General features: G+C 39.1%; 10 protein-coding genes. 8 read left to right on the top strand and 2 right to left on the bottom strand.

Going from position 1 to position 13765, the window contains the following annotated elements:
* Positions 1 to 6: 6 nt before the first annotated feature.
* Positions 7 to 1992 carry a hypothetical protein gene (locus CLOL250_RS12410; RefSeq protein ID WP_008402904.1) on the bottom strand — a complete coding sequence of 662 codons (1986 nt, stop codon included), beginning with the start codon at positions 1990 to 1992 and terminating at the stop codon, positions 7 to 9.
* A gap of 56 nt (positions 1993 to 2048) precedes the next feature.
* A complete protein-coding gene (locus CLOL250_RS14435; protein ID WP_008402903.1) occupies positions 2049 to 3464 on the bottom strand; it encodes an oligosaccharide flippase family protein in 1416 nt (471 codons plus the stop codon).
* 139 nt (positions 3465 to 3603) lie between these two features.
* Between CLOL250_RS14435 and CLOL250_RS12400 the strand changes: the two genes are divergently transcribed.
* The 8 genes from CLOL250_RS12400 to dprA all read left to right on the top strand — a co-directional run bounded on the left by CLOL250_RS12400 (position 3604) and on the right by dprA (position 13684).
* Complete coding sequence (locus CLOL250_RS12400) at positions 3604 to 4170, top strand: AAA family ATPase (RefSeq protein WP_008402902.1); 567 nt, start codon at positions 3604 to 3606, stop codon at positions 4168 to 4170.
* Positions 4171 to 4321: 151 nt separating this feature from the next.
* Positions 4322 to 5557, top strand: a complete 1236-nt coding sequence (locus CLOL250_RS12395; RefSeq protein WP_008402901.1) for a DUF1015 domain-containing protein — start codon at positions 4322 to 4324, stop codon at positions 5555 to 5557.
* Between the two features lie 27 nt (positions 5558 to 5584).
* Positions 5585 to 7498 carry a GlgB N-terminal domain-containing protein gene (locus CLOL250_RS12390; protein WP_008402900.1) on the top strand — a complete coding sequence of 638 codons (1914 nt, stop codon included), beginning with the start codon at positions 5585 to 5587 and terminating at the stop codon, positions 7496 to 7498.
* A gap of 4 nt (positions 7499 to 7502) precedes the next feature.
* Positions 7503 to 8438, top strand: a complete 936-nt coding sequence (locus CLOL250_RS12385; protein WP_008402899.1) for a mechanosensitive ion channel family protein — start codon at positions 7503 to 7505, stop codon at positions 8436 to 8438.
* 267 nt (positions 8439 to 8705) lie between these two features.
* A complete protein-coding gene (locus CLOL250_RS12380) occupies positions 8706 to 9878 on the top strand; it encodes a GTP-binding protein (RefSeq protein ID WP_008402898.1) in 1173 nt (390 codons plus the stop codon).
* Between the two features lie 9 nt (positions 9879 to 9887).
* Positions 9888 to 10850, top strand: coding sequence for a TIGR03943 family putative permease subunit (locus CLOL250_RS12375; protein WP_243104384.1), 963 nt, complete (start codon positions 9888 to 9890; stop codon positions 10848 to 10850).
* A gap of 160 nt (positions 10851 to 11010) precedes the next feature.
* Entirely contained in the window at positions 11011 to 12594 is a 1584-nt protein-coding gene (locus CLOL250_RS12370; protein WP_044946191.1) for a YifB family Mg chelatase-like AAA ATPase, read from the top strand.
* Positions 12584 to 13684, top strand: a complete 1101-nt coding sequence (gene dprA / locus CLOL250_RS12365; RefSeq protein WP_008402893.1) for a DNA-processing protein DprA — start codon at positions 12584 to 12586, stop codon at positions 13682 to 13684. Before CLOL250_RS12370 ends, dprA begins: the two co-directional genes overlap by 11 nt.
* Positions 13685 to 13765 lie beyond the last annotated feature (81 nt).

Raw genomic sequence — 13765 nt, 5'->3', positions numbered from 1 at the left:
AATGTATTACTCCTTTTCAAAGGTTATTTCATATACGTTAAATTCTGCACCGAAGTCAACTGCATCGGTAATAAGATTTAAGTATTTAATATTATTATCTTTAGACAAATAATTTAGATAACTATCGAGATAGAGAAGTTTTTTGTTTCCTAAGTTTAAGTTATGCAAGCGTTTATTAAGTATGATTGAACGTGTATTAACTTCATTGTAATTGTATGTAGACATATCAGAATAACTAGCACTGTCATTTGCATCTTCAGAACTATCAAGGAATTGTGTAGTATCAATAAATAAGTATGTTTTTTTCGTCTGATCAATTGACGACAATAAATTTGACTGATTAAAAAAAGATGAATTGGACATATATATAAAACTATCACATTTATATATTAATGGTGCGTATATTGTCATATGCCAACGACTTGGAGAAACAATTATTATATTTGAGTTTGTTGACAGATTTTCAATATAGTCGATATTTTTAGTTGTTGGAAAGAAATAAGAACATTGTTTTGTAGCAAGTATGATATTTATTGATAAAATTAAAGCTATAACAATTGAAAATAAGGTCATGTATATTTTTGCGTTGTGAAATAGTTTGTTAAATAATGAAAAAGTAATGTAAACAAATAAAATGCTTATTATAGGATAAACAATAAAAAGATAACGTGTAGTGAAATTGGACATTAATGATATATCAACGCGATAACTGCAGATAACAACAATAAATATAAATGTAATTATAATTGATAGTACAAACCAATTAATTTTTTTAAACAGAGAAACGATTGTTTTTTCTTTCAGAAAGGTTTTGAAACGTTTCTTCAGTTTTATGAAAAACGTTTCTTTTCTAAATAGAAAACTAAAAGAAAAGAATAAAATGATTAATACTAATAAAACTACAGGAAAATAGAGCATAATACCTTTACTGTATGGAGAGACGATGGAAAATCCAAATATATCTACAAAAACCATATATATACAGGTGAAAAAGTAGTATTTAAAAATAATCTGGTCATAATTTTCAATATCATCAGTTGTAAATGCCTTATAGGATGTGTCAGTATCATCTACAAGATCTGATGCGTCATTATTATTAGTAAAAGCTTGAGCAGTGGATGTAGTATATTTTCCCTCATCACGGAATTTGAATGTCTGAACTCCGAGCATATGATCAAGTGTAGCGGGGAAGATAGCAATAGAAAGAGCAACTCCAAGGATCATGAATCCTGCATATTTAGCCAAGACATGCCATTCCTTTTTAACCATCCAACATATACACATAATGGCAGTAAGCATAAATGCATATGGAAGGAAGAAATGATGTGTTAAGGCTCCCAGACACGTAAATATTGCTAACTTGATATAAGTTGAGATTTTTTTTCTGGAAGCGGTATCATAGTATAATTTGGCGTTATAATAAGCGAGAATAACGGCAAACATTGTAACCATAGTATACATACGGATAAATATCACCATAGACAAAGTTCCGACATTAAATGTGTTAAAAATAACACCTAATATTCCAACATATCTGGATTTGGACATGATTAATAAAAGCCTATAAAGAAATATAGACATAATAATATAGCACACAATATTAATAATAAAGCCTAATGCGGGAATGTATTGGTCAACAAAAAAAGATGATAAAAAGTGTAATGCAAAGAAGTAAAGAGGTGGGTGCATATCACAAGCCATATTATAATATACAGAACCAAATGAAAAACGTTCTCCTTTCTGAACAGTTAAATAATTTTTAAGCACTTCACCGGAAAGCCATTCATTACAGTTTTTATCATAATTATCATCATCAGATGAATATATATATGGTTCATAATAACTATTTGCAAGTCCAAAACTCCATTCTTCGTCAGAATGCGTTCCCTGTTTTTCTACAAAAAAACCATAACTAAATCTACAAATTCCAGCAAGAATAACTAAACATAATATGATATATACTGTTTTGTTAGAGTTAAAAAACTTTTTCATGTAATCCTCCTATGATAAACGAATAACATAAATTTAACATATTTGAAAAGAGAATGCTATATGTGTGTATTCGTTTTATTTAATATTTGTATTAACATTTTTCTATATAAAATAAAAATAATGAGGGCTATTGATAAAACATATAGTATAAATGCAAACATAGGTTTAAATTTTAAATAAAATAGGAAGATGACTATAGAAAGGATGATAAATAAATAACGTTTCCAGGTATATTTAATAGAATTTTTCAGTTTGTAGCATAATACAGTTTCGGAAATTACATACCAAATTATAAATGTACATAAACTGGAAAATGCAATATAGGTTATATGGGATGAGGATAAACATATAAATAAATCAAGGCAGGAACATAAAATGAGTGCAATAGAATTGATTGTTGTATATGCCCTGCTGCATTTTAATACTTTAAAGAAGTTGCAACTTACCAATAAAAGCAATGATCGGAAAATAATTGTACAATATAATATAGAAAGTATAGAGATACAATTTTTATATAAAGGCAGAAAATGTTCAATAAACATTTTCATAATATAAAAAGATGATAAAAGAAGAATAGTTACTATACACAGAATATTACTGGATATATTATAATATTTTAAATACTTTTTTGAGTCGATACGGGAAAGATACGGATAAATTAAATTTGATATTATAGAAACAATCATATATATGCCGGAAATTAGTGTAGCAGAAAAAGAGTACATTGCAAAATCTGTACTTGAATAAAAAATATTAACGAAGATACAATCAACGTTTAGTATTAGTAGTCCGATATGCTCGGATACCATAAATGCTATTCCTTTTTTTAAAAGAACAAATATATTTGCTTTTGAAGGTATTGTGTATTTGCCAAATACTAAGGTGCGATTTTGACATAACGAAAGAGTTGAACTAAACATAATAATGGCTGTTGATATAATTAAAGTATAAATATATGTTGTTTTAGAGAAAACAGCCATTGATATTATCATTAAAAGAGTCAGACAATAGTGCGATATTAATAATACCGCATCTTTGGTAAAATTTTTTGTAAATTGATTTATACTAGAAAAATAGCATCTAATATTGATTATAGGAATATTGAATGCTATAAATACAAATGTAATATATTGTTTATATGATAAGTGACTTTTTGATATAAATAAAATGGCAGACAAAAATATATAGGATAAAATTGTAATTATAATGAGTAAACGATTGTAATATCGGAAATGTTCCTCAGGTAAGGCATCAAAATTCAGACTACCATATTTGATGTAAATTCCATGAATTAATCCAAAAGATAACAGCCCAGAATAAGATGAATACAGTAAAAATGTACGATAAAGGGAATAATCATCTATATTCATTATTTTTGGAAGAAAAAGGCAGGTTAATACATTAACTAAAATTGTAGAAATGTTTGTAAGAACAACTGCAATAACATTTTTTTTATCTGAAGCTTTAATCATAATTATTTCCTTGATTATATGTATTGTTACAATTTATTTTAGCAGAAAAGACAAGAATAGCAATATAATTCTTGCTACCATCATACAATTGTGCTAAAATCAAACAGGATTGAGATAATGAGAAAATGGAGGCACACACATGAAGAAATTAATTTTAGTTACATCACCACCAGCCTGTGGAAAGACATTTATTTCCAAACAGGTGGCAAAGGCACTGCCTAATTGTGTATATCTTGATAAGGACACATTAATTGTTCTTTCAAAGCAGATCTTTGTAGTAGCTGGTGAGGAATATAACCGTTCATCCGATTTCTTCCAGAAGAATATCCGCGACTACGAATATTATTGTGTACTGGATCTTGCATTTGAAGCACTGGAATACAATGATACAGTTCTTATAAATGCACCATTCACGGATGAGATCAGAGATGATGAATATCTTGACAATCTCCGCGCAAAGCTTGCAGAAAAAGGTGCAGAGCTCTTTGTAATCTGGGTAAATACCAGAAAAGATGTCTGTCACGAAAGAATGATCAAGCGTGCATCAGACAGAGATACATGGAAGTTGGAGCACTGGGATGAGTATATCAACAGCCAGAACTTCAATCCACCGACAAATATCAAAGAACTCTTTATATTTGAGAATTCTTCCGATGAAGAGTTTAAAGCATCTATAGAAAAGGTTGTTAAGGCAATCAGAGGTTGATAGGGATTTTGAGTATTGCAACAGGAATCAGCGATGTTTTCTGTTGCAATATTTATATAGAAGAGCAGTTGATTACGAGATCTTCAGATTGATTACATTTGTATAAAATTCATATTGAAGACAGATAAACAGAAATCAGGAGGAACAGGACATGGCGGTTATCAGAAGCTTTAAAGCATTCAGACCAAGACCGGATATCTGCGACAGAGTGGCAGCATTGCCATATGATGTATATAACAGAAAAGAAGCCTGCGAGGAAGTGCGTCGGGAGCCGATGTCATTCTTAAAGGTAGATCGCGCAGAGACATCATTTGATGACAGTGTAGATACCTATGCACCGGAAGTATATAAGAAGGCTGGGGATCTTCTGCATGAGATGATGGAGGATGGCACTTATATCGAAGAAGAAAAGCCGGTTTACTACATATATGAATTGATTATGGACGGACGTCATCAGACAGGTTTAGTTGCCTGTGCATCGATCGATGACTATATGAATAACGTGATCAAGAAACATGAGAACACCAGAGAAGACAAAGAACAGGATCGTATCCGCCATGTAGAAGCCTGCGGTGCGCAGACCGGACCGATCTTCCTTGCCTATCGTTCGATTGATATCGTAAATCAGATCATTGACCGGGTAAAGTCAGGAGAGAAGCTGTATGGCTTTACTTCCCCTGATGGTATTACACATAATGTATGGATCATTAATGATGCAAATGATATCCGGACAATTCAGGATGCGTTTGCCGGTATCAATGAGATCTACATAGCAGACGGACATCATCGTTCTGCTTCCGCTGTAAAAGCAGGACTGCATATGAGAGAGAAGCATCCGGATTATACCGGAGAGGAAGAATTCAATTATTTCCTGTCGGTTCTGTTCCCGCATGATCAGTTGATGATCCTTCCGTATAATCGTGTTGTAAATGATCTGAACGGCATGACGGATGAAGAATTTTTAAAGAAGCTTGAAGATAAATTTGAAATAGAAGCCTGCAGCAAAGCTGTATCACCGGAGAAGAAGGGCAGCTTTGGTATGTATATGGATGGCAGCTGGTATAAATTAACGGTGAAGGACGGCGTGGTTCCGGAGGATGTCGTCGGTTGTCTGGATGTATCTGTGCTTCAGGAAAATGTTCTGGCACCGATGCTTGGAATCGGCGATCCGAGAACGGACAAACGGATTCAGTTTGTCGGTGGTATTCGCGGACTGTCCGAGCTGGAACGATTGGTAGACGGCGGAAAGAAGGTAGCATTTTCCATGTATCCGACATCGATCACGGAGTTATTCGATATCGCAGATGCAGGCAAACTGATGCCACCGAAGTCAACATGGTTTGAACCAAAGCTTCGAAGCGGAATCTTTATCCACAAGATAGTATAAACAGAGTACACAAGAGGAGAATGGGTTATGACAAAGAACACAGAGATTTTCGTTCTGAATCAGGATGAGGTTATGGCGATTACGGGGGCGAGACATGGGGATCCACATCATATACTGGGGATGCATGCCTGCCTGGCTGATGTATATGTAAATGCATTTCTGCCGGATGCGGCAGAGGTTTATGTAGTGGATGAAAAGGATCAGACAGAATATCCGATGCACGTGGAATACGCCGATGGATTTTTTACTGTAAAGCTTGAGAATAAAAAGCCGTTTGCATATCAGTTGAAGATTGTTCGGAAGGTATGGGATGCAGACGGAGAAGAAGCAGATGAAGCGATCCTGATAAAGGATGCATACAGCTTTTCTTATTCTGCGGATCTTGAAAAAGTAATGCAGGTGGTAAACGGAGAGGATGACATCGAATCAGGCTTCCGTATCAAAGAGTTATTTGGTGCAAGAAAGATGAACTTTGATGGCACAGAGGGCGTGGCGTTCTGTATTCAGGTTCCGGGCTGCGTCAGAGCCAGTGTGGTTGGTGATTTCAATAACTGGGACGGCAGAGTGAATCCGATGCGGAAGATTGACTACACGGATTTATTTGAGCTCTTTATTCCTTATGATATTGACCGGACCAGATACAAATTTGAAGTATTATATGAAAATGGTGCAACAGACATTTTCTCAGATCCATATGCAACGGCATTTGAACCGGTTCCGGGTAATGCGTCCTTATTTACAGAGTTAACCTATGACTGGACGGATGCCGCGTATATGGCTGACCGAAAGAAGAAGGATATCAGCATGGAACCTGTGAATATTTATGAGGTCCATATGCAGACATTTAAGACAGGTAAAGATGGAGAACGGATTTCTTACCGGACATTTGCAAAAGAGATTGCGGCCTATGCAAAGAGTATGAAATATAATTATGTCGAGCTTATGCCGATCATGGAATACGCGGAGGATGATACATGGGGATATGATACAACGGGTATCTATGCGCCGACATCCAGATTTGGAACGCCTGTGGATTTTATGGAAATGGTTGATTATCTTCATGCAAAAGGCATCGGTGTGATCCTTGATATGGTATCGGTTATGGATATTGATTGCATGACTTATTGGTTGGAGATGTATCATCTGGATGGTATCCGTCTGGATAATAAAGAGTTGATCCGTTCCTTCCGTAAGGTGACAGGAGACAGATACGCAGATGTTATGGTAGATCTTACATGGAATACCACAGGGGTTGCAAAGCTTACGGAGTATATGAAGACTGCACCGGATCGCAGAGAGAATTTTGTAGACTATGTATCTGCTGTGACCGGGTTTATTTCAGAAGATGAAGAAGTGAATGCATTATCACATGATCAGGTGGCATATGGTCAGGGCAGCTTCATAGAGAAGATGCCGGGCGGCTATGAAGACAAATATGCGGATCTTCGTACATTTTATGGCTTGAATATGTTCCTCCCAGGTAAAAAACTGATGTTTATGGGACAGGAGCTTGGAATGTTTGGCGGCTTTGATGGCTATCATGTTATTGACTGGAGTGTTCTGGAGTTTGAAGCAAATAAATATCTTCAGAAGTATGTAAAGGATCTGAATGCCTTATATCTTACAGAGCCGGCATTTTATGAAGCGGACAAGCTTCCGTTTGTATTTGCGGGAGAACAGGAGCCGCATACTGTATGCTTCACAAGAACAGACAGCAGGGGTTCTGCCTGTTATGTAGTTGCTAACTTTGGAACCTCAGATCAGAAGAACTATGTATTACAGACAGGAGCTCCGGGAACTTATAAAGAGATATTCTCCAGTGATGCTGCAAAGTATGGTGGAGAGGGAAATAACAACAAACAGCAGAAGGTGACGAAGGATGGTGATATCGAGATCGTTCTTCCGGCACTTTCAATCACAGTATTGAAGAAGGTGAAATGATTAAGTGATAGGTATAGCATTGACAGAGAATCTGGCAGATACGACTGAGTCAGCATCAGAAGCGGCATCGGAGATCGTACAGGATGCAGAACAAAAAGCGGGATTGCTCAGACAGTATATGACAGATCTGCTTGACTGGTGCATGTCAAAGGTTGGTAGTCTGGTAGTGGCAGTCATTTTTATGGTGATCGGATTTCGGGTTGTGAAATGGATCATCAAGCTGATAAAGAGAACCTTTGAGCGTTCCAATATGGATGTCAGCGTTGCCGGATTTTTACTGTCTGCCATCCGTATTCTGATGAACTTTATAATATTGATAACAGCGGCATCCATTGTCGGTTTTCAGGTTACTTCATTTGTTACATTGCTTGGAACGGCGGGTGTGACGATCGGTCTTGCGCTGCAGGGCAGCCTGTCCAATCTTGCCGGTGGTGTGTTGATCCTGATATTGAAACCATTTCATGTAGGCGACTATATCATCGAGAATAATACCAAATGTGAAGGTGAGGTTGTATCGATCGATATATTCTATACAAAGCTTAAGACGATCGATAATCGTTCCGTAGTCATACCAAATGGAAGTATATCGAATACATCACTTGTGAATGTCACTTTACATGATAAGAGGCGGGCAGAGATCAAGATAGGAGTCGGTTACGATGAAGATCTGGACAAGGTAAAGCGTGTGGTACTGGATGCGGTAAAGACAGTTCCGGGATATCTGGCGGACGAAGCTGTGGATTTCTTCATTGATGAATTTGCCGACAGCAGCATTATGATATGTGTTCGATTCTATGCGAAGATCGACCGGTACTGGGATTCCGTCTGGGCAGCCAGATGGAATATCAAAAAAGCATTTGATGAAAATGATATCGTTATTCCATACAATAAACTGGATGTCAACCTCGATTCTTGCAAAAAAACAGATAATCGAGTATAATAATCGGTTGTGATATGAAAACTAGATAATTGTGTGATATTTTATCTTATTCGTGTTTAATGACTTACCAATACAGAGGCATTTGAGGTCGCCGGTCGTCACATTTCGTACTTAGTGAGTGCTTGCACGAAATTAGTACGAAAGTGCACCCTTGTGGTGTAGATGGCGCATATAAGCGTCCTCTGATTGGTAATGTCTATTGAACGCGAATATAGTAAAATATCACACAATTATCCGTACATTTAATAGATTAGGAGTGATTTAGAAATGACAAAGATTGATATTATTTCCGGTTTCTTAGGTGCCGGAAAAACAACTCTGATCAAAAAGCTGATCGAAGAAGGCTTTAAGGGCGAGAAGCTTGTGTTGATTGAGAATGAATTTGGTGAGATCGGTATCGATGGCGGATTTTTAAAGGATGCAGGAGTACAGATCACTGAGATGAATTCCGGTTGTATCTGCTGCTCTTTAGTCGGGGATTTTGGTACAGCTTTAAAGAAGGTTATTACAGAATATGCACCGGACAGAATCATCATCGAGCCATCAGGTGTCGGTAAGCTTTCAGATGTCATCAAGGCTGTGAAAGATGTCGCAGAAGAAGTAGAAGTACAGCTTGACAGCTATACAACAGTTGCAGATGTATCGAAGTGTAAGATATACATGAAGAACTTTGGTGAATTCTTCAATAATCAGATCGAGAGTGCAAATACGATCGTATTGAGCAGGACACAGACAGCTTCTCAGGATAAGATCGAGAAGGCAGTTGCCATGATTCGCGAGCACAATGCAGAAGCTACGATCATCACAACTCCATGGGATGATATTGATGGTTCCAAGATCAAAGAAGCTATGCAGAATCATAAATCTGTTAAGGATGCTTTATTTGAGGATGAAGATGAGCATGAGCATCATCACCATCATCACGCCCATGATGACGAATGTGGTTGTGGCTGTCATGACCATGATCATGAACATCATCATCACGACCATGACGATGAATGTGGCTGTGACGATCATGACCACGATCACGAACATCATCATCACGACCATGACGATGAATGCGGCTGTGGCTGTCATGATCACGAGCATGAACATCATCACGACCATGATGATGAATGCGGTTGTGGCTGTCATGACCACGATCATCACCATCACCACCATGCGGATGAAGTGTTTACGAGCTGGGGCAAGGAGACTCCGCATAAGTTTAATGAAGATAAATTAAGAGAGACTCTGGACGAGCTTGCTAACACAGAGGAATATGGTATTATCCTTCGTGCAAAGGGTATCGTTCCAAGTGATGGTACAGACTGGTTATACTTTGATCTTGTACCGGGTGAGTATGAGATCCGTAAGGGAAATCCGGATATCACAGGTAAGTTATGTGTGATCGGAAGCAAACTGGCAGAAGACAAGCTTGCAGAGCTGTTTGAGGTATAGGAGAAAATGATGGCAAGACAACAGGAAACAGAGATTCCGGTTTATGTATTTATGGGCTTCCTTGATAGTGGTAAAACTACATTTGTGAAGGAGACATTATTAGACCGGGAATTCACCGGAGGCGCCAAGACCCTGCTTCTTGTATGCGAAGACGGTGAAGAAGAATACGATGAGAAAGACCTGAAAAAGAAAAATATTTTTCTGGAATTCATAGAAGAAGATCAGTTGAACACAGAGCACCTGTTAGATCTGCAGGACAAATATCAGCCGGAGCAGGTTATGATCGAATACAATGGTATGTGGAAGCTGGATAAGATCTTTGATATCCGTGTGCCGAAGGGATGGACCGTTGTCCAGGTATTATCCTTTGTAAATGCTGAGACATATGATGTATATCAGCAGAATATGAAAGCAACTATGATGGATCAGGTTAACAGTGCGGATATGGTAGTATTTAACCGTTGTGATGAGAATTCCAAACGTGCAGAATGGCGCAGAGGGATCAAGGCAGTCAACAGACGGGCACAGATCATCTTTGAGATGAAGGATGGTTCGATCGCACCGGATGTGAATGACGAAGAAGATCTGCCATATGATGTAAAGGCTGACGTGATCGAGCTGAACGATGAGGATTTCGGTATCTGGTATGTGGATGCCTCCGATCAGCCGGATCGTTATGTTGGTAAGAAGATCCACTTCCGTGGCATGGTATTCAAGCCGAAACAGTATGGTAAGAATGCATTTGTACCGGGACGTTTTGCTATGACTTGCTGTGTAGAGGATATTACATTTGTAGGCTTCAAATGCTATTACGATGGCTCTAAGAATCTGGTTGACAGACAGTGGGTAGATGTAACAGCAACGATCAAGAAAGAATACTATCCTGATTTTGAGGGAGATGGTCCGGTTCTCTATGCAGAGAAGGTTGTGCTGACCGGTCCGCCGGAAGAAGAGGTTGTATACTTCAGTTAAAGGAATAAAGTAAAAAGAATAAAATGCATTTGACTTTTTGAGTAGATACAAGTAGTATAAATGCAGGCGTATAAAAAGCTGCCGTCAGGCAGCTTTTTATATTCAGGTCTGACTTGCTCCCGTGGAGAGACGGCAGGGATGTCGAAAGGAGCAGATGCAGATGTACAGTAAAGTAACAAGTGGTGGAGTCCTTGGCGTAGAAGGACTTCTGATCCAGGTAGAAACAGACATTAATGATGGTTTACCAATGTTTAATATGGTAGGCTTTTTGTCTGCGTGCGTAAAAGAGGCCGGAGAACGAGTGAGAACAGCCCTTAAGAATTCCGGCTTTCAGATACCTCCTAAAAGGATTACGATCAATCTATCACCGGCAGATATCCGTAAGGAAGGAACTGCCTATGATCTTCCTATTGCCATAGGAATTATGGTATCTATGGGGATTATTCCGTCTGAAAGAACAGAAAATATTTTAATCTTAGGCGAACTGGGGCTTGACGGCAGAGTAAATGCTGTGTCAGGAATACTCCCGGTTGTTCATCATGCAGTAAAACAAGGTATCACACGCTGTCTGGTTCCTGCCGATAATGCTGAAGAAGCAGCATTGATCCGCAATATGGAGGTTATACCGATTCATACTCTATGTGAAGCGGAAGCATATCTGAATGACAGGATTGCGATCGAACCGGCGTATGTGGATGTTGAAGCCCTGCTTGATCAGGAAGAAAATGATGAGACAGGAGATTTTGCGGATATTAAAGGGCAGGAGATATTAAAACGAGGAATGGAGATTGCGGCTGCCGGTATGCATAATATACTGATGACAGGCCCTGCCGGTTCAGGGAAATCCATGATCGCCAAATGTCTGCCGACCATTCTTCCCAGACTTTCGTTTGAGGAAAGTATCGAGATAACAAAGATTTACAGTGTGGCAGGTCTTTTGAAAAAGAATCAGTCGATCATTACCGGACGCCCATTTCGTTCTCCGCATCATACGGTATCGGCCATTGCTCTTGCCGGGGGTGGAACGATCCCAAAACCGGGTGAGATCAGTCTCAGTCATAATGGGGTGTTGTTCTTGGATGAATTGCCGGAATTTAACCGGAATGCTCTCGAGGTTATGCGGCAGCCGTTAGAGGATCGGGAGGTTACGATTGCAAGGATTCATGGCAAATATGTATATCCTGCGGGCTTTATGCTGGTAGCAGCCAGAAATCCATGTCCCTGTGGTATGTATCCGGATCTGAATAAATGCACCTGTTCGTACAGACAGATCCGGCAATATAATGCAAAGATCAGCAGACCGTTATTAGATCGAATCGATATCAATGTAAACGTACAAAAAGTTGCTTACGAAGACCTTCTCGGAACGAAAAAAGCAGAGACATCAGCACAAATTCGAAAGCGTGTGCTGGCTGCACAGAAGATACAAAGGGAACGCTATAGATCAGAGAGCTTTCATTTTAATTCACAGTTAGACGGCAGACGCACACAGAAGTATATCAAGTTGGGATCGACGGAAGAGGCGATGATCCGTGATGTATTTGAGGAGACAGATCTGTCGGCGAGAGGATATAACAGAGTGCTTAAGATAGCGAGAACTATCGCGGATCTTGATGGAAGTCCCGAGATCAGGGAGATACATCTGAAAGAGGCCTTGTTTTTCCGATATCAGAATCTTCTTGAGGATGGTGAGACGGGAAGAAACAGATCTTACGGAAAGGGGGCTTTCGGATATGGATCTTGACTTACTCCATTTATGGCTTGGGATGTTCCCTGATATAACGAATATGACCATGGGAAAGATCCTTGCGTATTTTGGCGGGCTGCAGGAGCTGTGGGAAGCACCTGACCGGGAGATTCAGGGAGCTTTGACAGAGATACAGGGAAGCAAGATTTTGGAACTTCGGGATGAGAAGAAGATAATAGCATATAAAAACAGACTAAAAGAGAGAAATATTACATATATATATCCCGGACACCCTTATTTTCCGGAAGAATTACTTAACATTCCGGATTGCCCAAGGCTGTTATATGCCAGAGGCAGGGTGGAAGAGCTTGCATTAAATCGTCCGGGTATTGCTGTTGTAGGAGCCAGAAAGGCTTCCGCATATGGAAAGGAGATCGCGAGGTCATTTGTTTCTAAGCTTGCGTCATATCAGACCAATATCATCAGCGGGTTGGCTGCCGGTATTGATGGAACGGCACAGCGGGCGGCGGTAGAAATAGAAAATGGATTTACCATTGCGGTACTTGGATGCGGGATCAATATCTGTTATCCGAGAGAGAATTATGATTTGTATGAATGCATTGAAAGAAGCGGTGTGATCTTGTCGGAATATGGGCTGGATGTGGAACCGGCAAAATGGCGGTTCCCACTTAGAAACAGGATCATCAGTGGCTTGGCAAAAGGGGTTCTGGTTGTGGAAGCGCAGAAAAAAAGCGGTTCACTGATAACGGCAGATCAGGCACTTGAACAGGGACGGGAAGTATATGCGGTTCCCGGACGGATCGGAGACAGGAACAGTGAAGGCTGTAATCAACTGATTCGGCAGGGGGCAATGCTTGTAACAGATGCAGCGGATATAATAGACGAACTGGGACTCTGTAAAAAAGAAGAAATTGCACAAAAGAAAGACATGGTATGCAGGGAACAGCTTGATTTACCGGAGCAGGAGATCTTTGCCTGTTTGGGTAGGGATGTTGTATATATAGAAGACATCTGTTCGCGGGTTGATCAGCCTCCGGCACTTGTTCTGAGCACTCTGTTTGACATGGAGAAAAAGGGATATATCAGGCAGCCGATGCGTTATTATTTTACTGCTGTTTTTTCATAGAACAGGAAGCTTGATGCATTTTGATAAAGAAGGTAATAAAATATTCACTTGCATGGCAGGAAAAAATGGTGTATAGTTTGT

The sequence above is a fragment of the Clostridium sp. L2-50 genome (assembly GCF_000154245.1).
Lineage (GTDB): Bacteria > Bacillota > Clostridia > Lachnospirales > Lachnospiraceae > Coprococcus.
Note: the sequence above shows the minus strand (reverse complement) of the source record. Positions and strands in the feature narration are given on the sequence as shown.